The following is a 22,116-nucleotide window of genomic DNA, read 5'->3' on the forward strand; positions in this document are numbered from 1 at the left end:
GTGAACGAAACGACGCCTGCGCGGGGAAATACCATGCTCCATGCTGACAATGGGAGTGTGTGCATACGTGTCAGCGGTATTGGCTGTTGTGCTGTTGGTGTCGCCGGGTATATTATTAAGAAATGGAATTCGCACGCTTTGCAATCATACAGGTGTGGATAGCAACCGGTAAGGATGGGGAGTATGACAAATAAAGCTGGAATCATCGTCGTAGCGGCGGGCAAAGGCTCGCGTATGGGTACGGTGGAGAGCAAACAGTATCTGAAGCTACAGGATAAACCGATTATGATACATACACTGGAAGTGTTTGAACGCTCGGCTGTTGCGGAAGAGATCGTCATCGTTACGGGGGCGGAGGATGTAGAGCGTTGCCGGGAATGGGTACAACAATATGGACTGCACAAAGTTCGAGCTGTTGTCGTTGGTGGACATGATCGTCAGGAATCGGTGTACCGTGGCTTGGAGCAGATTCAGTCTGACTGGGTAATGGTGCATGACGGGGTACGTCCATTTATTACGGAACAGCATATCGAGCAGTGTCTGGAAGCGGCACAGCGTGCAGGTGCGTCTGTATTGGCGGTGCCAGTGAAGGATACGATCAAGCAGGTCGATCAGCAGTTGCATATTACAGGTACACCGGATCGCAGTACATTATGGGCGATTCAGACACCGCAGACGTTTCGTTCAACCGATTTGCGGGATGCACATCAGCAGGCGGAAGAACAGCATTTTCGCGGTACAGATGATGCAATGTTGGTAGAACGACTCGGTATTCCGGTAACCGTAGTGGAAGGTAGCTATAGCAATATTAAGCTGACGACACCGGACGATCTGGATTATGCTGCTTATTTATTGACACACAAGGGAGAGAATTTATCATGATTCGTATAGGTCAAGGATTTGATGTGCATCAGCTGGTCGAGGGCCGCCCGTGCATCATTGGTGGAGTGACCATTCCATATGAAAAAGGACTGCTCGGTCATTCCGATGCAGATGTGCTGTTGCATACGATTGCCGATGCAGCGCTGGGCGCACTGGCGCTGGGTGATATTGGCAAGCATTTTCCCGATACCGATCCAGAATTCAAGGATGCGGACAGTGTGAAACTGCTACAGCATGTATGGCGACTTATCCGTGAGCGCGGTTACGTACTGGGCAATGTCGATGCAACCATTATCGCACAAAAGCCGAAGATGGCTCCGTATATTCCGCAGATGGCGGAAGTGATTGCTTCCGTACTACAAGCGGAGATTGATCAAGTAAACGTCAAAGCAACAACAACCGAATGGCTCGGCTTTGCTGGACGGGGTGAAGGAATTGCTGCTCAGGCAGTCATTTGTCTGGTGAAGGAAGCCTAACACTAGTTTCACGAATCAAAAGAAGTACAGCTCATTGGTGTACAAGTAACACCAATAGACTCTAATCTGAATGTTGTTCAACCAGGGAGGAACTAAAGATGTCTAACGAAATACGCGTACGCTATGCACCAAGTCCAACCGGACACCTGCATATCGGTAACGCTCGTACTGCTTTGTTTAATTATTTGTTTGCCCGCAGTCAAGGTGGCAAGTTTATTATTCGGATTGAAGATACCGATGTGAAGCGCAACGTAGAGGGCGGCGAGGAGAATCAGCTGTCTTATCTGAAATGGCTCGGTATCGAATGGGATGAAAGTATCGATGTAGGTGGCAACTATGGTCCATATCGTCAGACCGAGCGTCTGGATCTGTATCGTCCATATTGGGAAGACCTGCTCAACCGTGGCTTAGCTTACAAATGCTACTCCACTGAGGAAGAACTGGAGCAGGAACGCGAAGAGCAAATTGCCCGCGGTGAGACGCCGCGTTATTCTGGTAAACATCGCAATTTGAGTGATGAGCAGCGCGCTGCCTTTGAAGCCGAAGGACGTGTACCAAGCATCCGTTTCCGTGTACCAGAAAATAAAACCTATACCTTCAACGATATCGTCAAAGGCGAAATTTCGTTTACAACAGAAGATACAGGCGACTTTGTTATTGTTAAAAAAGACGGCATTCCGACGTACAACTTTGCCGTTGCACTGGATGATCATCTGATGGAGATTTCTCATGTACTGCGCGGGGAAGACCATGTATCCAATACACCGCGTCAATTGATGATCTATGAAGCATTAGGCTGGGAACCGCCGCAATTCGGTCATATGACCTTGATCGTCAATGAAAATCACAAAAAGCTGAGCAAGCGTGATGAGTCGATCATTCAGTTTATCGAGCAGTATGATCAACTGGGTTATCTGCCGGAAGCCCTGTTCAACTTTATCGCCCTGCTGGGCTGGTCGCCAGAAGGAGAAGAAGAAATTTTCTCACATGATGATCTAATCCGTATTTTCAATGCGAAACGTCTATCCAAAAGCCCGGCTGTATTCGATACGAACAAACTGGCGCATCTGAATAATACGTACATCAAACATGCCAATACCGACCGCATTACTGCGATGGCGATTCCACATCTGCAAAAAGCGGGTCGTTTGCCAGCTGAGTTGAGCGAAGAACAACAAGCATGGGCGCATGATCTGGTGGCACTGTATCAGGAGCAGCTGGTTGCCGCTTCTGATATCGTAGGACTGTCCGAAATGTTCTTCCGTTCGGATCTGCAATTGGATGCCGAAGCCCAGCAGTTGCTGAGTGAAGAACATGTGAAACCGGTATTGCAAGCATTGTTGGACAAAATCCAAGCATCATCCGAGTTCAGCCCAACTGTAGCGGCAACGCTGATCAAAGAAGTGCAAAAGGAAACGGGTTACAAAGGCAAGCAACTGTTTATGCCAATCCGCGTTGCACTGACTGGCGAAATGCATGGCCGCGATCTGAACCATACCATTTACCTGCTTGGTCGGGATCGTGTAATCGAACGTCTTCAATCCCAGATTGCAGGCGCTTGATTGTCGACTGAATTGCATATTGTTTAATCCGCCGCAGTCCGTTATAATGATCACCTAAAGCAGCAATTGTGATGAACATCTGAATATAACTAATTTTATCCATATAATGGCAATGAGCAGGAAAAGTAAGTCTGAAATCGAAGTTCCAGAGAGGATGACCCTGTTGCAAACAGACAGGTGGCTGAGAATCATCCACTTCGGACAGACTGAACATGCACCTGTGAGCCGCAAAGCCGAACATTCCCGTTGTCTTTCCCTCAATTTGAAGAAAAGAGCAGCGTAAATAAGTAGGCTTTGCCGTCTGGTCTTACGTTACGGACTGCATAAGTTGGGATAACTCTACCGTCTGCCGATCAATCATATTGTGCAGAACATGACGTTCTCCCAAGCAGAGTGGAACCGCGTAAATCGACGCCTTTGCAGCCTTCGGGCTGCGGGGGCGTTTTTTAATGAGCGTAAGCAAGGAGAGGTAAACCAATGCTGACCAATTTAAGATCTGATGTCCGCGCTGTATTTGATAATGATCCCGCTGCGCGTGGCTGGTTTGAAGTCATCTTTACCTATTCAGGACTACATGCAATCTGGGGACACCGGCTTGCTCACTGGTTTTATGGCAAAAAGTTTTTTACGATTGCCCGTGTCATTTCGCAGCTTAGTCGTTTTATGACTGGAATCGAGATCCATCCGGGCGCAACGATTGGTAAGCGGCTGTTTATTGATCATGGTATGGGTGTTGTCATCGGCGAGACATGCGAGATCGGCGATGATGTTGTTGTTTATCAAGGCGTAACATTGGGCGGTACAGGCAAAGAAAAAGGAAAGCGCCATCCCACGATTGGTAATAGCGTCGTGATCGGCTCCGGTGCCAAAATTCTCGGTTCCTTCTCCGTCGGCTCCAATTCCAATATCGGCTCCAACTCTGTTGTACTGCGCGAAGTACCGCCGAATAGCACAGTAGTCGGAATTCCCGGCAAAATCGTTATTCAAGACGGCAAGCGTGCGGATCGTCTGAGTCACCAGATGCCCGATCCGGTTGCATCAAGACTGGCAGAGCTACAAGCCGAGATTGATCGACTCAAGCAGGAGCTGGAACAGCAGCAACGTCAGATTGATCACAGACTGATGGCAGGACGCGATCATAACCGACATTCGTCATAAATGCGGAATATGGTAACATGGTGCCTATAGTAGCTTGGATCATAGAACGATCAAGTAGACATTCAAACATATCGTGTATACAGGGAAGGGATGAACGTATGGCATTGCAAATTTACAATACCATGAACCGCAAGAAAGAAGAGTTTGTTAGCCAGATCGCTGGCGAAGTGAAGATGTACGTATGCGGTCCGACCGTTTATGACTATATCCATATCGGAAATGCACGTCCGATGATCTTTTTTGACGTCGTGCGCAGCTATTTGGAAAATCAAAATTATAAAGTCGATTATGCAGTGAATTTTACCGATGTCGATGACAAGCTCATTCGCAAAGCGGAAGAATTGAATACGACCGTCATCGAAGTGGCTGAACGGTTTATTGATGCTTATTTTGCCGATCTGGAAGGGTTGGGTATTCGCCGCGCTACCATCCATCCGCGCGTAACCGAGAATATGGATATTATTCTGGACTTTATCGGTACACTGGTCGACAAAGGCTACGCCTATGCCAAAGAAGGCGATGTCTATTTCCGTACACGCAAATTCCCGCAATACGGACAACTGTCGCATCAGAAGCTGGATGAACTGCAATTCGGTATTCGTATCGAAGTCGATAAACGTAAGGAAAATCCCGAAGACTTCGTACTGTGGAAAGCAGCCAAACCGGGTGAGATTTTCTGGGAAAGTCCATGGGGGAATGGTCGTCCGGGCTGGCATATCGAGTGCTCTGCGATGGCGCGTCATTATCTGGGCGATACTCTGGATATTCACGGTGGTGGACAAGATCTTCAGTTTCCACACCATGAATGCGAATGCGCTCAATCTGAGTCGGTGACAGGCAAGCCGCTATCCAACTACTGGATGCATAATGGCTTTATCCGTATCGACGATGAGAAAATGTCCAAATCGCTTGGTAACGGTATTCTGGTCAAAGACCTGCGCGCCGCACACAAGCCAGCAGCGATCCGTTATCTGATGCTGTCTACTCACTATCGTAATCCGCTTAACTATACCGACGATACGATGACACAGGCAGAAAATAGCGTAGAGCGTATCTCCAATGCCGTTAGCAATGTGCAGCACCGTCTATCCTCTTCGGATACCGTATCTCCAGCAGATGCACAGCTGACAGCTCGTGTAAACGAAATCCGTGCTCTATTCCATGAGAAAATGCAGGATGACTTCAATACGCCGGATGCAATCACTGCTGTATTCGAATGGGTGAATGAAGCGAACCAACTGCTGCAACGCGAAGTAGTACAAAAAGCGTCGCTGGAAGCATTGTTGGCACTGTTTAACGAAATGAACGAAGTGCTGCGTCTGTATTGGGCGGAAGAACAACTGCTCGACGAAGATGTAGAGCAACTGATTGCGGAACGCGTCGAAGCCCGTAGCAACAAAAACTGGGCACGTTCGGATGAAATTCGTGATCTGCTGTCCGCACAGGGCATCATTCTCGAAGATACGCCGCAAGGCATGAGATGGCGCCGCAAATGATGGGAGGAATGACATCATGACCTCTCCAGAACAGGATCAACCATTTGAAGGCTGGTTTCCATTCCCGCCTTCTCGTCCGTTAGAGCAGTTGCCACCGCTGGCGCTAGCTTATCTGGGCGATGCTATTCACGAAGTAGCCGTCAGACAGTATATCTTGTCTGGCAAAAATCTGCGTCCCAATCATATGCACCGCTTATCGACAAGCTTTGTTTCCGCTGGCGCTCAGGCTCGTATGCTTCTGCATGTAGAACCGATGCTGACCGAGGATGAAGCTAGTATCGTTCGTCAGGGACGCAATGCCAAATCCGGTACATTGCCCAAAAATGCTAGCGTGCTGGATTACCGTTATGCAACAGCATGGGAATGTCTGATTGGCTATCTGTACTATCGCGGACAACAACAGCGCATTCTGGAACTAATTACGACAGCAATCCATCATCTGGAGCAACAACCGAAAGTATAATTTAGTCGAGCTATCGAGCTATCGAGCTATCGAGCTATACAGAATAAAATGAGATCGCTGCTTATGCACAAGCCTACAAAGCGGGTAATAAGCAGCAACGTGAATTGTAGTACACAGGAGGAAACAGGATGGAAGAAGAATATATCGCCGGTAAGCATTCCGTAACGGAAGCACTGCGTGCCGGAAGAAGTATTAATAAAATATGGATCGCCGACGGCGCACAGAAAAACCTCGTGCAGCCTGTTGTAGCGGAAGCACGCGAAAAAGGGATCGTAATCCAGTACGTCGATAAGCGTAAACTGGACAGCTTCGTACCTGGCGTACAGCATCAGGGTGTCATTGCTCAGGCAGCACCTTATGAATACGCTGAGGTTGAAGATATTTTGGCAGCAGCACATGCCAAAGGAGAAGCTCCCTTTATCCTGCTGTTGGACGAGATTGAAGACCCGCACAATCTGGGCTCGATTTTGCGTACAGCAGATTGCACCGGTGTGCACGGAGTTATCATTCCTAAGCGTCGCTCGGCAGGTATTACTGCTACCGTATCCAAAACATCTGCGGGTGCAGTGGAATATGTACCAGTGGCACGCGTAACCAATCTGGGACAAACGATTGATCGACTCAAAGAGCAAGGTGTGTGGGTCGTCGGTACGGACGTCAACACCGACAGTAGTCTGTATCAGGCTGACGTATTTACAGGTCCAGTTGCTGTTGTTATCGGCAATGAAGGTAAAGGCATGGGCAGACTCATCCGCGAAAAATGCGATGTGCTGGTGCAGCTCCCGATGCAGGGACAGATCAATTCACTGAATGCATCCGTCGCTGCTGGCGTTGTGATGTACGAAGTGCTCCGCCGCCGTCAGGCATTGGGTTAGACCTATGAATGATCTTCGCGATGTTCTGCTGGTAGATGGTTATAACATGATCGGATCGTGGCCCGAACTGGTAGAACTGGCGGAGAGCAGCCTACAGGAGGCTCGCGATCGACTGCTAGAACGGTTGGCAAACTATCAGGCATATTCCGGTCAGCGTGTCGTTGCTGTATTTGATGCTTACCGTGTGCCCGGGCTGGGCAAGTCATACGAGCAAGGACGCGTCGAGCTGTACTTTACCAAAGAAAAGGAAACTGCGGACGAGGCGATCGAGCGCTTTGTTGGTCAGTTGCGCCATCGGCGTAGGCAAATCTATGTGGCGACGAGCGATATGACCGAGCAACATGTGATTTTTGGTCAGGGTGCGTTACGTATATCTGCACGCGAATTGCTGATCGAAGTTCAGATTGGCGAACGCGAGATTCGGCAGCGCATCAAAGACCAACGATTGGATGGCAGTCGCAACACACTGGATGGCAAACTCAATCCACAGCAAAGGCTGATGTTTGAAAAATGGCGCAGGGGAGAGTAGGCTGTCACTCTGATGATAGCTTATCTACGAACTTGTGTTCCGGTTTGGGGTAGAATCGGTAAATAAGCGTGTAATCTCCCGTCAAATGGGGCAAAATCGGTTGACGATGTGAGGTTACATAATATATACTGATGCTATATTTTATAGGGTAACGGAGACCTTGCGTTGCAACCGGAGGGATTGTTTGTGAGTGTCGACCTCAAAGATATCATGGTATCACCATATGATTACCAGAGCGATGAAGAGCTTGTGGAAGCTGTCCGTCATGGCGATTCCGAAGCGCTGGAGTACTTGATTACCAAGTACAAGAATTTTGTCCGCGCCAAAGCCCGTTCGTATTTTCTGATTGGTGCTGACCGCGAGGATATTGTACAGGAAGGCATGATCGGCCTGTACAAATCAATCCGCGACTTCAAAAACGATAAGCTATCTTCGTTCAAAGTCTTTGCCGAGCTGTGCATCACCCGCCAGATTATTACGGCGATCAAAACAGCAACCCGGCAAAAGCACATTCCGCTGAACTCCTATGTCTCTCTGGACAAACCGATCTATGATGAAGATTCCGACCGTACACTGCTCGATGTGATCTGCGGCTCACCGATGTCCGATCCCGAAGAACTGGTGATCAACAAGGAAGAATTTACGGGTCTTGAAGATAAGATGTCCGAAATTCTGAGCGATCTGGAACGCAAAGTACTAATGCTGTATCTGGATGGACGTTCCTATCAGGAAATCGCGGTTGATCTATGCCGCCACGTTAAATCCATCGACAATGCACTGCAGCGTGTCAAACGCAAACTGGAACGGTATCTTGAAGTGCGGGACGAGCAATAAAGCCCGAGGCAACCAAGTGAAGACTCTGTGACGGAGTCTTTTTTATTTTGCCGGACATCCCTGTAAAATACGGCGCTGGTCGTCGGAAATGTCGCTGTCGGAACAGAACAAAAAATGTTATTTTTTTGCAAAGCAAAACAGTAATATTCGTTGACAGTGTAAGGGTGCTGTGCTAAAGTGTTTTAGGTAGGCCAAAAATCGCCTGTTTTTAAGTGTGCCAATCTTTAATTCGTTTAAAGAATGGCGTTCCTGAGAGCATGCGTAACCACCCTGACCACATGGGGATGAAGAACGTTGGCAGGCTCTAGGTCTGGATATTTTCTTCGATTCACCAGATCGTCTTTTGGAGGTGTAGTCGTGGCACGAAGCTTCAAGTCTTTGTTTTCCTTTTTCTCCGAAAGCTGGGCTGAACTTAAAAAGGTTCGCTGGCCTAATCGTAAAGAGCTGATAAACTATACACTGATTGTTATCGGTACGATTTTGTTTGTTGGCATTTATTTTTGGGTTTTGGACATCGGCATTTCCGCTGTGATCGAAGCGATAATTTAAGAAGGGTTCCAGGTGGCTTGATATGGAAAAAAGATGGTACGTCGTTCATACCTATTCCGGGTATGAAAACAAGGTCAAAGCCAATTTGGAAAAACGCGTTGAGTCTATGGGCATGGAAGACAAGATTTTCCGGGTTCTTGTTCCAATGGAAGAAGAGCTGGTAAACAAAGACGGTAAGAAAAAAACCGTTATGCGTAAAGTTTACCCCGGTTATGTACTTGTTGAAATGATCCAGACCGATGATTCTTGGTATGTAGTACGCAATACGCCTGGTGTAACCGGCTTTGTCGGTTCGACAGGTTCAGGCTCTAAGCCGACTGCGCTGCTGCCAGAAGAAGTGGAACAGATTCTCAAACATATGGGTATGGAAGAGCCGAAGGAGAATATCGACTTCGACATCAAAGAATCCGTGCGCATCAAAGTTGGACCGTTTGCGAATTTTGTTGGCTCCGTGGAAGAAATTTTGGTGGACAAGAGCAAGCTCAGAGTGCATGTTAACATGTTCGGACGGGAAACCCCGCTTGAGCTGGATTATACTCAAGTGGAAAAGATATAAGTAGGTTTCTAGGATGACACAGGGAATTGAAACAGAGCAATCTGTTTTGGTTCTGACCGGTGCTTCCGGTTTTACCGCAGTCTGTGCGGCGCAAGCCCGCAATTGCGGCGTTTTTCGTGGGAGGGCAGCGATGTCCGTCTACCACTATTCGCAAGGAGGTGTTTTACATGGCTAAAAAGGTAATCAAAATGGTAAAACTGCAAATCCCAGCTGGTAAAGCGAACCCGGCTCCTCCAGTAGGTCCGGCATTGGGTCAAGCAGGTGTCAACATCATGGCATTCTGTAAAGAATTCAACGCTCGTACAGCAGATCAAGCAGGTTTGATCATTCCGGTTGAGATCACAGTGTTTGAAGATCGTTCTTTCACTTTCATCACCAAAACTCCACCGGCTGCAGTTCTTCTGAAAGTTGCTGCTAAGATCGAAAAAGGATCTGGCGAACCGAACAAGAAGAAAGTTGCAGTTGTTAAACGTTCCGCAGTTCGTGAAATTGCTGAACAAAAAATGCCTGACCTGAACGCAGCTTCAATCGAAGCAGCAATGCTGATGGTTGAAGGTACAGCACGTAGCATGGGTATCACAATCGAAGACTAATATGTATTAGTTTTTACTGCACTCCTTCGGGAGGCAGTCTATGCCGAATCATATGATTTGACATATGTGGGAGGAATATCCGCTAATACCACAAAGGAGGAATATTAAATGGCTAAACATGGTAAAAAGTATCTGGAAGCTGTTAAGCTGATTGACAGCGAAGCTACTTACGAGCCGGCTGAAGCAGTTGCTTTGGTTAAAAAGGCAGCTACTGCAAAATTCGACGAAACTATCGAAGCAGCAGTACGCTTGGGTGTTGACCCTCGTAAACAAGACCAAGCTGTTCGTGGTGTAGTTGTACTGCCACACGGTACTGGTAAAACTCAACGTGTTCTCGTATTCGCAAAAGGCGAAAAAGCAAAAGAAGCGGAAGCTGCTGGCGCTGACTTCGTAGGCGATCAGGACATGATCAACAAAATCCAACAAGGATGGTTCGACTTTGATGTCTGCGTAGCTACGCCAGATATGATGAGCGAAGTTGGTAAACTGGGTCGTCTGCTGGGTGGTAAAGGTCTGATGCCTAACCCTAAAGCAGGTACAGTTACATTCGACGTTACCAAAGCTGTTCAAGAAATCAAAGCTGGTAAAATCGAATACCGTCTGGACAAAGCAGGACAAATTCACGCGCCAATTGGTAAAGTATCTTTCACTGAAGAGCAACTGAACGAGAACCTCAAAGCTCTTGTTGACGCTCTGAACCGCGCTAAACCAGCTGCGGCAAAAGGTATCTACCTGAAAAACATTGCGGTATCTTCCACAATGGGACCAAGCGCGCGCGTAAACGCTACGACTTACAGATAATTAAGTGTTGACATCTGTCAACGCATTTGATAATCTGTAAAAGTTGTGATTACGTACGAACTTTGTTTGTGCTATTACATTCGAATACGTTTAACCGTAGACAGTAGGTGCCGCTTGCGGCTTAATTTCCTACCGAGGTGTTCTGATAGAATAACGGGATGAACGGTTGTCGCTCAGGCGGCAACCGGCACATTCCGCCTTATCAAGCCTTCGTGATTCTACGGGGGCTTTTTTAATGCCCGTAGGAACACTTTTTCGCGACTCATTCAGGAGTGTACGGAGAAGCAAGAATACGATCAGGAGGTGTCCACACTTGGCAAACGCAAAAGTAATCCAGGCAAAACAGGAAGCGGTAGAAGCAGTAGCAACAAAGCTGCGCGAGAGCGTATCGACTGTTGTCGCTGATTATCGTGGTCTGAACGTAGCTCAAGTTACAGAATTGCGCAAACAACTGCGTGAAGCTGGCGTTGAATTCCAGGTATTGAAAAATACACTGGTTCGTCGCGCAACTGAATCTGCTGAATTGACTGAACTGAACGAAGTGCTGAGCGGTCCTACCGCTATCGCTTTCAGTAAAGACGATGCAGTAATCGCAGCGAAAATTCTGAACGACTTTGCTAAAACCAACGATGCGCTTGAATTAAAAGGCGGCGTTGTAGAAGGTCGCGTAGTAAGCGCGGACGAAATCAAAGCGCTGGCAGCACTGCCATCCCGCGAAGGTCTCTTGTCCATGCTGCTTAGCGTGCTTCAAGCTCCAGTGCGCAACTTTGCACTGGCAGTCAAAGCTGTATCCGAGAAAGAAGAGCAAAGCGCGTAAGCGACTGTTTCTTCCGCCTCACGCCCATGCGGCGTAAAACAGGCTGATCATAGCCACAACAAATCCAAATAAAACCAACATGGAGGGTTTATAAATGAGTCAAGAGCAAATCCTTGAAGCCATCAAAGGCATGACTGTACTGGAACTGAACGATCTGGTAAAAGCAATCGAAGAAGAATTCGGCGTAACTGCAGCAGCTCCAGTAGCAGCAGCAGCTGGCGGCGCGGTAGCAGAAGCTGAGCAAACTGAGTTTGACGTAGTACTGACTTCCGCTGGTGCTTCCAAAATCAACGTAATCAAAGCAGTTCGCGAAGTAACTGGTCTGGGTCTGAAAGAAGCTAAAGAAGTAGTAGACAACGCTCCTAAAGCAATCAAAGAAGGCGTTGCTAAAGAAGAAGCTGAATCCATCAAAGCAAAACTGGAAGAAGCTGGCGCATCTGTAGAATTGAAATAAGAGAGTTTCTCTTGTTTCTTACAAACCCCTTGAATTCGTTCAAGGGGTTTGTTTTGTAAAAAAGGAACAGGGAAAGGGTGAAGGAATGATATGGGAGATCATTATTATTCCAGTCAGCCAGGAGCTGCACACGAACGTCGCAAGCTCGATACGGAGCTGCGCGGACGAAAGTTTACCTTTGTCAGCGATGCCGGTGTCTTTTCCAAAACAGGAATCGATTATGGTAGCCGTGTATTGATCGAGGCACTGGATATTCCGGAGCATGCCAACGTATTGGATGTAGGATGCGGTTATGGACCAATAGGTCTGTCAGCAGCGATTCTTGCTCCCAAGGGGCATGTTACTATGCTGGACGTCAATGAACGTGCTGTACAGCTGGCACAGGAAAATGCCAGACTAAACAACATTCATAACGTAGATGCGAAAGTCAGCGACCGTTTGGAAGCTGTATTCGGACAATCCTTTGACGTGATCATCACCAATCCACCGATCCGTGCGGGCAAAGAAACCGTGCATTCGATTTTTGAACAGGCACATGAGCATCTGAATCCAGGTGGTTCACTGTGGATCGTAATCCAGAAAAAGCAGGGCGCACCATCTGCCTGGGCGAAGCTGGAACAGCTGTTTGAAACCGTGGAGGAAGTAACGAAGGATAAAGGGTATCGCATCTTCAAAGCAACCAAATAAAAAACCTGATCACCGGGCAAGGGTGAGCAGGCTTGAACAATTTGTAAATGAAATGGGCAATAATTGTGACGCAGTACGGTTGACTGCATATGCTTAATATGATATTATTATGAAATGTCAGTATTAAGATGCCCTTTTTGGCTTTAGTTTTCTGCAAATGTCGAAAATTATGTACCATGAAGGGTGTTTCATATTGTCCATAAACGTATAATAATCGTTCTTCCGATGAATTTCAACCGGAATTGCAAGTGTAGACGCTGGATCACATCCGTTGATAGCTGATGGTGCTCTTTTTTCGAACCATTCGATAAGGGCTTTTCTCTATTTCTGGGTGTGAACTTCTGTGTTATGAACTTATTATACGTGATCCAAACAGCAGTTCGCAATGAAATTTTTAAGTGAGTAGACATTAAGGGGTGAGTATAAGTTGGCAGGACATCTTGTTCAATATGGTCGACGCACTCGGCGAAGTTATGCACGAATTAACGAAGTTCTTGAAGTACCAAACCTGATCGAAATCCAACAAAAATCTTATCAGTGGTTTTTGGATGAAGGATTGCGTGAAATGTTCCAGGATATCTCGCCGATTCAAGATTTCACTGGCAATCTGGTGCTTGAGTTCATCGACTACAGCCTGGGTGAGCCTAAATATACAGTAGACGACGCGAAAGAACGCGACGTTACGTATTCAGCTCCACTGCGGGTCAAAGTCCGTCTCATTAACAAGGAAACGGGTGAAGTCAAAGAGCAGGAAGTATTCATGGGTGATTTCCCGCTGATGACGGAAACCGGCACCTTTATTATCAATGGTGCAGAACGGGTTATTGTCAGCCAGTTGGTTCGCTCTCCCAGCGTCTATTTCAGCACTAAAGTCGATAAAAATGGTAAAACATCATATACAGCTACCGTTATTCCTAACCGCGGTGCATGGCTGGAACTGGAAATGGATGCGAAGGACATTGTTTACGTCCGTATTGACCGCACCCGTAAGATCCCTGTAACAGTATTGCTGCGCGCGCTTGGATTCGGCAGCGACGCTGAAATTTTGGACCTGCTTGGTAATGACGAATACATCCGCAATACTTTAGATAAAGACAACACTGACTCTACCGAGAAAGCGCTGATCGAGATTTACGAGCGTCTTCGTCCGGGCGAGCCGCCAACATTGGATAACGCAAAAAGCTTGCTGGTCGCACGCTTCTTCGATCCAAAACGCTATGATCTGGCGAATGTTGGTCGTTACAAAATCAACAAAAAGCTGCATATCAAAAACCGTCTCTTCAACCAAAAACTGGCTGAGACGCTGATTGATACGAATACTGGAGAAATTATTGCAGAAGCTGGACAAGTGGTAGATCGTCGTCTGTTGGACGAAATCATGCCATATCTCGAAGGCGACCTGAATTTCAAAACGTATCACGTAGCTGGCGGCGTTCTGGATGCTAACGATATCCCGATGCAAAACATCAGTGTCTTCTCCCCGCTGGAGGATGGCAAGGTAGTATCGGTAATCGCTAATGGCATCATCGACAAATCCGTCAAAAATATCACACCAGCTGATATTATCGCATCGATCAGCTACTTCTTGAACTTGCTGCAAGGTATCGGCGATACCGACGATATTGACCATCTGGGTAACCGTCGTCTGCGCTCCGTAGGTGAATTGCTCCAGAACCAGTTCCGCATCGGTTTGTCCCGTATGGAACGTGTAGTTCGTGAGAGAATGTCCATTCAGGACGCTAACGTCATTACACCACAGGCACTGATCAACATACGTCCGGTCATTGCATCGATCAAAGAGTTCTTTGGTAGCTCTCAGCTGTCCCAGTTTATGGACCAAACGAACCCGCTGGGCGAACTGACGCACAAACGTCGTCTGTCCGCACTCGGACCCGGTGGTTTGACGCGTGAGCGCGCAGGCTTTGAAGTCCGCGACGTCCATCCAAGTCACTACGGTCGTATGTGTCCAATCGAGACACCGGAAGGACCGAACATTGGTCTGATCAACTCTCTGTCCACATTTGCTCGTATTAACGAATACGGCTTTATCGAAGCTCCATATCGTCGTGTTGACCCGAAAACGCATCGCGTAACCGAGCATATCGACTATATGACAGCTGATGAAGAGGACAACTATGTGATCGCTCAGGCGAATGCGCAGCTGACAGAAGACGGCTCCTTTGCAGACGAGATGGTTATCGTCCGTTATAACAAACAGGCAGATAACATTCTCCCTATGCCAAGTGAACGCGTTGACTACATGGACGTATCTCCTAAACAGGTTGTGTCCGTGGCAACAGCACTCATTCCGTTCCTGGAAAACGATGACTCCAACCGTGCGCTCATGGGTTCCAACATGCAGCGTCAAGCGGTGCCACTGCTTATTCCGAAGGCGCCTCTGGTCGGTACGGGTATGGAACACAAAGCTGCCAAAGACTCCGGCGTATGTATCGTCACGAAATTTGACGGTATCATCGAGCGTTCTACAGCTAGCGAAATCACGCTGCGTCGTATTGAGAACGTAGATGGCAAAGAAGTCAAAGGTGACCTTGTTAAGTATAAATTACACAAATTTATGCGTTCGAACCAAGGTACGTCCATTAACCAACGTCCGATCGTCAAAACTGGCGATATTGTCAAAAAAGGCGATATCCTGGCAGACGGTCCTTCCACGGAGATGGGCGAGATCGCACTCGGTCGTAACGTTGTCGTCGCATTTATGACCTGGGAAGGTTATAACTACGAGGATGCGATCCTGCTGAGCGAGAAGCTGGTAAAAGAAGATGTATACACTTCGATTCACATCGAGGAATACGAATCCGAAGCCCGCGATACCAAACTCGGACCTGAAGAAATTACACGCGACATCCCGAACGTCGGTGAAGACGCGTTGAAAAATCTTGACGAGCGCGGAATTATCCGCATCGGTGCTGAGATTGCTGCTGGCGATATCCTCGTTGGTAAAGTTACTCCAAAAGGCGTAACTGAGCTGACTGCGGAAGAACGTCTCCTGCATGCGATCTTCGGTGAGAAAGCTCGTGAAGTTCGCGATACGAGCTTGAGAGTACCTCACGGTACGGACGGTATCGTTGTAGACGTGAAAGTATTTACCAGAGAAAACGGTGACGAATTGCCACCGGGTGTGAACCATCTGGTACGTGTCTACATTGCGCAAAAACGTAAAATCTCCGAAGGCGATAAAATGGCCGGACGTCACGGTAACAAAGGGGTCGTAGCCCGCATTCTGCCGGAAGAAGATATGCCGTTTATGCCGGATGGTACACCTGTACAGGTTGTACTAAATCCGCTGGGCGTACCTTCCCGTATGAATATCGGTCAGATTCTGGAAGTCCATATCGGTATGGCAGCGATGAAGCTGGGTATTCACGTCGCTACACCGGTATTCGATGGCGCGAACGAGTACGATGTATTTGACACTATGGAAGAAGCTGGTATGCAACGTAATGGTAAAACTGTCCTTTACGATGGTAGAACTGGTGATGAGTTTGAGCGTGAAGTCACTGTCGGCGTCATGCACATGATCAAACTCGCTCACATGGTCGATGATAAAATTCACGCCCGTTCCACTGGTCCTTACTCGCTCGTTACGCAACAGCCGCTGGGTGGTAAAGCTCAGTTCGGTGGTCAGCGTTTCGGTGAGATGGAAGTTTGGGCGCTGGAAGCTTACGGCGCTGCATACACCCTGCAAGAAATCCTTACAGTCAAATCCGATGATGTCGTTGGTCGTGTAAAAACGTACGAATCGATCGTCAAAGGCGAAAACGTTCCTGAACCGGGCGTTCCTGAATCATTCAAAGTATTGATCAAGGAGCTGCAAAGCTTAGGTATGGACGTTAAGATTCTCAATGAGGAAGAAAACGAAATTGAGATGAGAGAGCTGGATGACGAAGAGGAAAACACCAATGATAAACTGAGCCTGAACTTGGAAGGCTCCGAAGTCGGCGTAGATTAATATCACTTGTCATATTCCCAACATTGTCCGATGGCAAATGCAGGCGGACCGGAGTTATTCCGGTTCAGCCTCATTCGTCGGACGGTGCATTGGGTTTTGTGCGGAATACAGAGCTTTACAATAAATAGGATTTGGCCTTAGGAGGGGTGTCTTTTGATAGACGTTAACAATTTCGAATTTATGAAAATTGGGCTTGCTTCCCCAGACAAAATTCGTTCTTGGTCCCGCGGAGAAGTTAAAAAACCGGAGACAATCAACTACCGTACGCTCAAACCGGAAAAGGACGGTCTGTTCTGCGAACGCATTTTCGGACCAACCAAAGACTGGGAGTGCCATTGCGGTAAATACAAACGCGTACGTTACAAAGGCGTCGTTTGTGACCGTTGTGGCGTTGAAGTAACACGCGCCAAAGTACGTCGCGAGCGCATGGGTCACATCGAACTGGCAGCACCTGTATCGCATATCTGGTACTTTAAAGGTATCCCGAGCCGTATGGGTCTGGCACTGGACATGTCCCCACGTTCCCTCGAAGAAGTAATCTATTTTGCATCTTATGTCGTTACTGATCCAGGCGAGACACCACTGGAGAAGAAACAACTGCTGTCCGAAAAAGAATACCGCAGCTATCGTGAAAAATATGGCTACGGATTCCATGCAGGTATGGGTGCGGAAGCGATCAAAAAACTGCTTCAAGATCTCGATTTGGATAAAGAACTGGAATTCCTGCGTGAAGAGCTGCGTACCGCTCAAGGTCAACGTCGCAACCGTGCGATCAAACGCCTTGAAGTTGTCGAAGCATTCCGTAATTCCGGCAACTCTCCAGACTGGATGATCATGGACGTACTGCCGGTAATTCCACCGGAAATTCGTCCAATGGTACAGCTGGATGGCGGACGTTTTGCAACATCCGACCTGAACGATCTGTATCGTCGTGTTATCAACCGTAATAACCGTCTGAAACGCCTGCTGGATTTGGGCGCTCCTGACATTATCGTACAGAACGAGAAACGTATGCTGCAAGAAGCGGTAGATGCTTTGATCGATAACGGTCGTCGTGGACGTCCAGTAACTGGTCCAGGTAACCGCCCATTGAAATCCCTCAGCCACATGCTGAAAGGTAAACAGGGTCGTTTCCGTCAAAACTTGCTCGGTAAACGTGTCGACTATTCCGGTCGTTCGGTTATCGTCGTAGGTCCTTACCTGAAAATGTACCAGTGTGGTCTTCCAAAAGAAATGGCACTGGAACTGTTCAAGCCTTTCGTTATGAAAGAGCTGGTCAACAAAGGTCTGGCACACAACATCAAGAGTGCGAAACGCAAAGTTGAGCGCGTAAGCCCTGAAGTGTGGGACGTTCTGGAAGAAGTAATCAAAGAACATCCAGTTCTGCTGAACCGTGCACCGACGTTGCATAGACTCGGTATCCAAGCGTTTGAACCGATTCTGGTTGAAGGTCGCGCGATCCGTCTGCATCCGCTCGTATGTACGGCATACAATGCCGACTTTGACGGTGACCAAATGGCGGTTCACGTTCCATTGTCTGCTGAAGCACAAGCGGAAGCACGCCTGCTGATGCTGGCATCTGGTAACATCTTGAACCCTAAAGATGGTAAACCAGTTGTTACACCATCCCAGGATATGGTCCTCGGCTCCTACTATCTGACTATGGATAACATGGAAGCCAAAGGCGCTGGTATGATTCTGCGTACGGTTAATGAAGCCGTATCTGCGTACCAACGTGGCACAGCTTCCTTGCATGCTCGTGTTGCGATTCCAGCAAGTGCACTGGGTAAAACCAGCTTCACGGACAAGCAACAAACCGGTATGTTGATTACAACGGTTGGACGGATCATCTTTAACGAGATTTTCCCTGAATCGTTCCCGTATATCAACGAACCAACTCGTGCCAACCTGTATCAAGGTATCCCGGATCACTACTTCATTTATGAAAAAGGTACAAACGTACTGGAATTCATGAAGGCTGTTCCACAAACCGGCGCTGTCGGCAAAGAGTACCTCGGTACAATCATTGCACGTTGTTTCGAAATCTATCATACAACACTGACTTCGGTCATTTTGGATAAAATCAAGCAACTTGGTTTCACATACTCTACTCGTGCTGGTATTACCGTTGGTGTGGCAGACGTTGTCGTTCCACCGGAAAAAACCGCATTGCTGGCTGAATCCGATAAAAAAGTTGCAGTTATTACCAATCAGTACCGTCGTGGTCTGATTACAAATGAAGAGCGCTACGACCGTGTTATCGAAATTTGGTCCCGTACCAAAGACGAGCTGACCGATATCCTCATGAAATCGATGGATCGTTACAACTCCATCATGCTCATGGTTGATTCCAAAGCCCGGGGTAACAAATCGCAGATCACCCAGCTGGGCGGTATGCGTGGTCTGATGGCCAACCCATCCGGTCGGATCATCGAACTCCCAATCAAATCGAACTTCCGTGAAGGTCTGACGGTACTCGAGTACTTCCTATCCACTCACGGTGCGCGTAAAGGTCTGGCGGATACAGCCCTTCGTACAGCTGACTCCGGTTACCTGACTCGTCGTCTCGTTGACGTTGCCCAGGACGTAATTGTTCGTGAAGACGATTGCGGAACTGACAAAGGCTTTATCGTTGGTCGTATCCAAGATGGCAAAGAAGTAATCGAAGATCTGTACGATCGTCTGGAAGGACGTTATTGCTTCGAAACTGTTCGTCATCCAGAAACAGGCGAAATCATCGTTGGTCGCAATGAACTGATTGACTCTGACAAAGCGGAAGCAATCGTTGCAGCTGGCATTAACAAAGTACAGATTCGTTCCGTACTGAGTTGCCGTACTCGTCATGGCGTATGTAAAAAATGTTATGGTCGTAACCTGGCAACTGGTAAACACGTGGAAATCGGTGAAGCGGTTGGTATTATCGCTGCCCAATCCATCGGTGAGCCTGGAACACAGCTTACTATGCGTACGTTCCACACCGGCGGTGTTGCCGGAGACGATATCACGCAAGGTTTGCCTCGTATTCAGGAGCTGTTTGAAGCCCGTAACCCTAAAGGTCAGGCGACAATTAGTGAGATCGATGGCGTTGTCAAAGAAATCCGCGAAGCCAAAGACCGTCGCGAAATCGAGGTTGAAGGCGAAGCAGAAACCAAAGTGTACTCCGTTACCTACGGTTCCCGCCTGAGAGTAAGAGAAGGCATGGAGATCGAAGCAGGGGACGAGCTGACTGATGGTTCGATTGACCCGAAAGAAATGCTGCGTATCAAAGGTATCCGTGGCGTTCAAAACTATATCTTGCAAGAAGTACAACGCGTATATCGTAACCAAGGTGTAGAAATCAACGATAAACACGTTGAAGTTATGATCAGACAGATGCTGCGTAAGATCCGTATCGTTGATAACGGTGAAACGACGCTGCTGCCAGGTTCGTTTGTTGATATCTACGAATACGAAGATGCCAACAAAGTAGCAATCGTGGCAGATCGTGAACCAGCTGTTGCCAAACCGGTACTGCTCGGTATTACAAAAGCATCTCTGGAAACAGACTCCTTCTTGTCTGCTGCATCCTTCCAGGAGACAACTCGTGTCCTGACAGATGCTGCAATCAAAGGTAAAGTCGACAAACTGCTCGGTCTGAAAGAGAACGTAATTATCGGTAAACTGATTCCTGCCGGTACAGGTATGAACCGTTACCGCAGTGTTCAATTTGAAGAGCCGGAACAGATAGAAGGAAACGAAGAGAATCTGGAAACTGTAACGGTTGAGTAGTAGATACAAGGCATGTTGATCGTCACATGACAGCATGCTAACGGTGATTGGTTTTTTTACAATCACTATCACAAAATAGAGTCTGACTGGAAAATGGAGCAATCCTTTTTCTGGTCGGGCTTCCGTTTTGTGGTTAATGTCGCGAAAGTGATGGAGACAAAATAATCTTTTCGCCACAATTGATTTATGTGTTGACACCTTGCCTATGATAATGCTACTATATCAAAGGTGCGTGAGTAGAACGTTGATCCCTGTTCTTTTGGAGGGAATCGTAAGATGACTAATGATAAAGGATTACAGGATGCCCGGATCAAGATTGGCACAAAGCAGACAATGCGAATGGTCGAACTTGGACAGGCTGAAGAAGTCTATGTTGCGCAGGATGCAGAACAGCATCTGATCACCCGAATCGTACAACTTTGCAACAAACATTCCGTCAAAGTCACTTATGTGGAGACGATGAAGGAACTGGGCAATGCGTGCGGAATTGAAGTGGGCAGTGCGATGGCTGTCATTCTTAAATAAAAGCAAGTCAGGAATGTTTTTGCAGGTCGAGTGGCAGGCAAAAACTTTTCATTTGTTCTTTTATGAACCGCCTGGGTCTGTGGGCTTAACAGACGGTTTACAAAAGTTCCAAACATATTGGAAGGAGGTGGCAATACAATGCCAACTATTAATCAATTGGTCCGTAAAGGACGCCAAGCGAAAATCGAGAAATCGAAATCTCCTGCACTGCAAAAAGGGTTTAACGCTCTGAAACGTCAAGAGACAAACCTGAGTGCTCCACAAAAACGTGGTGTTTGCACTCGTGTAGGTACGATGACTCCGAAAAAACCGAACTCCGCGCTTCGTAAGTATGCTCGTGTACGTTTAACTAACCGTATCGAGGTTACTGCTTACATTCCAGGTATCGGTCATAACCTGCAAGAGCACAGCGTAGTACTCGTACGTGGTGGCCGTGTAAAAGACTTACCAGGGGTTCGTTATCATATCGTTCGTGGCGCACTGGATACTGCTGGTGTTAATAACCGCATGCAAGCTCGCTCGAAATATGGTACAAAACGTCCGAAAGAGAAAAAGTAATCCGCTAGCGCAGATCACTGCGCTGCATAATTGAGAAAGGGGGATAACCATGCCAAGAAAAGGTCCAGTTACCAAAAGAGACGTGTTGCCTGATCCGGTTTATAACAGCAAGCTTGTTACACGCCTGATCAACCGCGTCATGATCGACGGAAAACGTGGAGTTGCTCAAAGCATTCTTTATAACGCGTTCAACCTGATTCAAGAACGCACAGGAAATGATCCTATGGAAGTATTCGAGGCGGCAATCAAGAACATCATGCCGGTTCTCGAAGTTAAAGCTCGCCGTGTCGGTGGTGCTAACTATCAAGTACCTATCGAAGTTAAACCGGAGAGACGTACTTCCTTGGGGCTGCGTTGGCTCGTAAACTACTCCCGCAACCGCGGCGAGAAAACAATGGAAGAGCGTCTGGCTGCTGAAATCATCGACGCATCCAACAACACTGGCGCATCCGTTAAGAAACGCGAAGACACACACAAAATGGCTGAAGCGAACAAAGCGTTTGCTCACTACCGCTGGTAGGATTCAAGCCTGTTTTCAAAAATTCATATTTTTGAAGGGA

Annotated in this window: 21 protein-coding genes and 1 other annotated feature; all 21 genes read left to right on the forward strand. The window is 47.6% G+C overall.

The features are described from left to right. Positions 1-183 precede the first annotated feature (183 nt). The 21 genes from ispD (at position 184) to rpsG (ending at position 22,076) form a co-directional block, all read left to right on the forward strand. Complete coding sequence (gene ispD, locus ACDE64_RS03030; protein ID WP_411348987.1) at positions 184-882, forward strand: 2-C-methyl-D-erythritol 4-phosphate cytidylyltransferase; 699 nt, start codon at positions 184-186, stop codon at positions 880-882. Further along, the gene (gene ispF, locus ACDE64_RS03035) at positions 879-1,358 is read left to right on the forward strand and encodes a 2-C-methyl-D-erythritol 2,4-cyclodiphosphate synthase (RefSeq protein ID WP_411348988.1); all 480 of its coding nucleotides are present in this window, start codon (positions 879-881) and stop codon (positions 1,356-1,358) included. Before ispD ends, ispF begins: the two co-directional genes overlap by 4 nt. 98 nt (positions 1,359-1,456) lie before the next feature. Further along, positions 1,457-2,920 carry a glutamate--tRNA ligase gene (gene gltX / locus ACDE64_RS03040; RefSeq protein WP_411348989.1) on the forward strand — a complete coding sequence of 488 codons (1,464 nt, stop codon included), beginning with the start codon at positions 1,457-1,459 and terminating at the stop codon, positions 2,918-2,920. Between the two features lie 477 nt (positions 2,921-3,397). Further along, positions 3,398-4,078, forward strand: a complete 681-nt coding sequence (gene cysE, locus ACDE64_RS03045) for a serine O-acetyltransferase (RefSeq protein WP_411345087.1) — start codon at positions 3,398-3,400, stop codon at positions 4,076-4,078. A gap of 98 nt (positions 4,079-4,176) precedes the next feature. After that, on the forward strand, positions 4,177-5,574 hold the full coding sequence (cysS, locus tag ACDE64_RS03050) for a cysteine--tRNA ligase (RefSeq protein WP_411345088.1): 1,398 nt from the start codon (positions 4,177-4,179) through the stop codon (positions 5,572-5,574). Between the two features lie 16 nt (positions 5,575-5,590). Continuing rightward, on the forward strand, positions 5,591-6,037 hold the full coding sequence (locus ACDE64_RS03055; protein WP_411348990.1) for a Mini-ribonuclease 3: 447 nt from the start codon (positions 5,591-5,593) through the stop codon (positions 6,035-6,037). Between the two features lie 128 nt (positions 6,038-6,165). Then, complete coding sequence (rlmB, locus tag ACDE64_RS03060; RefSeq protein ID WP_411345090.1) at positions 6,166-6,912, forward strand: 23S rRNA (guanosine(2251)-2'-O)-methyltransferase RlmB; 747 nt, start codon at positions 6,166-6,168, stop codon at positions 6,910-6,912. Positions 6,913-6,916: 4 nt separating this feature from the next. Further along, a complete protein-coding gene (locus tag ACDE64_RS03065) occupies positions 6,917-7,441 on the forward strand; it encodes an NYN domain-containing protein (RefSeq protein ID WP_411345091.1) in 525 nt (174 codons plus the stop codon). 186 nt (positions 7,442-7,627) lie between these two features. Then, positions 7,628-8,275 (forward strand): RNA polymerase sporulation sigma factor SigH, encoded by a 648-nt coding sequence (gene sigH / locus ACDE64_RS03070; protein WP_411348991.1) that lies wholly within the window; start codon positions 7,628-7,630, stop codon positions 8,273-8,275. A 357-nt stretch (positions 8,276-8,632) separates the two neighbouring features. Further along, the gene (gene secE, locus ACDE64_RS03075; RefSeq protein WP_367064381.1) at positions 8,633-8,824 is read left to right on the forward strand and encodes a preprotein translocase subunit SecE; all 192 of its coding nucleotides are present in this window, start codon (positions 8,633-8,635) and stop codon (positions 8,822-8,824) included. A gap of 22 nt (positions 8,825-8,846) precedes the next feature. Next, a complete protein-coding gene (gene nusG, locus ACDE64_RS03080; RefSeq protein ID WP_411345092.1) occupies positions 8,847-9,380 on the forward strand; it encodes a transcription termination/antitermination protein NusG in 534 nt (177 codons plus the stop codon). A 167-nt stretch (positions 9,381-9,547) separates the two neighbouring features. After that, complete coding sequence (gene rplK, locus ACDE64_RS03085) at positions 9,548-9,973, forward strand: 50S ribosomal protein L11 (RefSeq protein WP_026136396.1); 426 nt, start codon at positions 9,548-9,550, stop codon at positions 9,971-9,973. Positions 9,974-10,081: 108 nt separating this feature from the next. After that, on the forward strand, positions 10,082-10,774 hold the full coding sequence (gene rplA / locus ACDE64_RS03090; protein WP_411345093.1) for a 50S ribosomal protein L1: 693 nt from the start codon (positions 10,082-10,084) through the stop codon (positions 10,772-10,774). A 76-nt stretch (positions 10,775-10,850) separates the two neighbouring features. Next, positions 10,851-11,017, forward strand: a sequence feature (ribosomal protein L10 leader region). Between the two features lie 70 nt (positions 11,018-11,087). Next, positions 11,088-11,591, forward strand: a complete 504-nt coding sequence (gene rplJ / locus ACDE64_RS03095; RefSeq protein WP_411345094.1) for a 50S ribosomal protein L10 — start codon at positions 11,088-11,090, stop codon at positions 11,589-11,591. A 94-nt stretch (positions 11,592-11,685) separates the two neighbouring features. Beyond that, positions 11,686-12,045: a 50S ribosomal protein L7/L12 gene (rplL, locus tag ACDE64_RS03100; protein ID WP_411345095.1), complete on the forward strand. Its 360-nt coding sequence runs from the start codon at positions 11,686-11,688 to the stop codon at positions 12,043-12,045. A gap of 90 nt (positions 12,046-12,135) precedes the next feature. Next, positions 12,136-12,732 (forward strand): class I SAM-dependent methyltransferase, encoded by a 597-nt coding sequence (locus tag ACDE64_RS03105; protein WP_411348992.1) that lies wholly within the window; start codon positions 12,136-12,138, stop codon positions 12,730-12,732. A 427-nt stretch (positions 12,733-13,159) separates the two neighbouring features. Then, positions 13,160-16,705 carry a DNA-directed RNA polymerase subunit beta gene (gene rpoB / locus ACDE64_RS03110; protein WP_411345097.1) on the forward strand — a complete coding sequence of 1,182 codons (3,546 nt, stop codon included), beginning with the start codon at positions 13,160-13,162 and terminating at the stop codon, positions 16,703-16,705. A gap of 153 nt (positions 16,706-16,858) precedes the next feature. Beyond that, on the forward strand, positions 16,859-20,473 hold the full coding sequence (gene rpoC, locus ACDE64_RS03115) for a DNA-directed RNA polymerase subunit beta' (protein WP_411345098.1): 3,615 nt from the start codon (positions 16,859-16,861) through the stop codon (positions 20,471-20,473). A gap of 276 nt (positions 20,474-20,749) precedes the next feature. Next, complete coding sequence (locus ACDE64_RS03120) at positions 20,750-20,998, forward strand: ribosomal L7Ae/L30e/S12e/Gadd45 family protein (RefSeq protein WP_411345099.1); 249 nt, start codon at positions 20,750-20,752, stop codon at positions 20,996-20,998. Between the two features lie 138 nt (positions 20,999-21,136). After that, complete coding sequence (gene rpsL / locus ACDE64_RS03125; RefSeq protein WP_188777916.1) at positions 21,137-21,556, forward strand: 30S ribosomal protein S12; 420 nt, start codon at positions 21,137-21,139, stop codon at positions 21,554-21,556. Positions 21,557-21,605: 49 nt separating this feature from the next. Next, positions 21,606-22,076, forward strand: a complete 471-nt coding sequence (gene rpsG / locus ACDE64_RS03130; RefSeq protein WP_367064391.1) for a 30S ribosomal protein S7 — start codon at positions 21,606-21,608, stop codon at positions 22,074-22,076. Positions 22,077-22,116: the final 40 nt, after the last annotated feature.

This window comes from Paenibacillus sp. WLX2291 (genome assembly GCF_046603665.1).
In the GTDB taxonomy this organism is placed as follows: domain Bacteria; phylum Bacillota; class Bacilli; order Paenibacillales; family Paenibacillaceae; genus Saccharibacillus.

Excerpts from the sequence above, each read along its gene's own strand:
- ispD (WP_411348987.1), top strand. The coding sequence starts at position 184 with ATGACAAATAAAGCTGGAATCATCGTCGTAGCGGCGGGCAAAGGCTCG.
- ispF (WP_411348988.1), top strand. The coding sequence starts at position 879 with ATGATTCGTATAGGTCAAGGATTTGATGTGCATCAGCTGGTCGAGGGC.
- gltX (WP_411348989.1), top strand. The coding sequence starts at position 1,457 with ATGTCTAACGAAATACGCGTACGCTATGCACCAAGTCCAACCGGACAC.
- cysE (WP_411345087.1), top strand. The coding sequence starts at position 3,398 with ATGCTGACCAATTTAAGATCTGATGTCCGCGCTGTATTTGATAATGAT.
- cysS (WP_411345088.1), top strand. The coding sequence starts at position 4,177 with ATGGCATTGCAAATTTACAATACCATGAACCGCAAGAAAGAAGAGTTT.
- ACDE64_RS03055 (WP_411348990.1), top strand. The coding sequence starts at position 5,591 with ATGACCTCTCCAGAACAGGATCAACCATTTGAAGGCTGGTTTCCATTC.
- rlmB (WP_411345090.1), top strand. The coding sequence starts at position 6,166 with ATGGAAGAAGAATATATCGCCGGTAAGCATTCCGTAACGGAAGCACTG.
- ACDE64_RS03065 (WP_411345091.1), top strand. The coding sequence starts at position 6,917 with ATGAATGATCTTCGCGATGTTCTGCTGGTAGATGGTTATAACATGATC.
- nusG (WP_411345092.1), top strand. The coding sequence starts at position 8,847 with ATGGAAAAAAGATGGTACGTCGTTCATACCTATTCCGGGTATGAAAAC.
- rplK (WP_026136396.1), top strand. The coding sequence starts at position 9,548 with ATGGCTAAAAAGGTAATCAAAATGGTAAAACTGCAAATCCCAGCTGGT.
- rplA (WP_411345093.1), top strand. The coding sequence starts at position 10,082 with ATGGCTAAACATGGTAAAAAGTATCTGGAAGCTGTTAAGCTGATTGAC.
- rplL (WP_411345095.1), top strand. The coding sequence starts at position 11,686 with ATGAGTCAAGAGCAAATCCTTGAAGCCATCAAAGGCATGACTGTACTG.
- ACDE64_RS03105 (WP_411348992.1), top strand. The coding sequence starts at position 12,136 with ATGGGAGATCATTATTATTCCAGTCAGCCAGGAGCTGCACACGAACGT.
- ACDE64_RS03120 (WP_411345099.1), top strand. The coding sequence starts at position 20,750 with ATGACTAATGATAAAGGATTACAGGATGCCCGGATCAAGATTGGCACA.
- rpsL (WP_188777916.1), top strand. The coding sequence starts at position 21,137 with ATGCCAACTATTAATCAATTGGTCCGTAAAGGACGCCAAGCGAAAATC.
- rpsG (WP_367064391.1), top strand. The coding sequence starts at position 21,606 with ATGCCAAGAAAAGGTCCAGTTACCAAAAGAGACGTGTTGCCTGATCCG.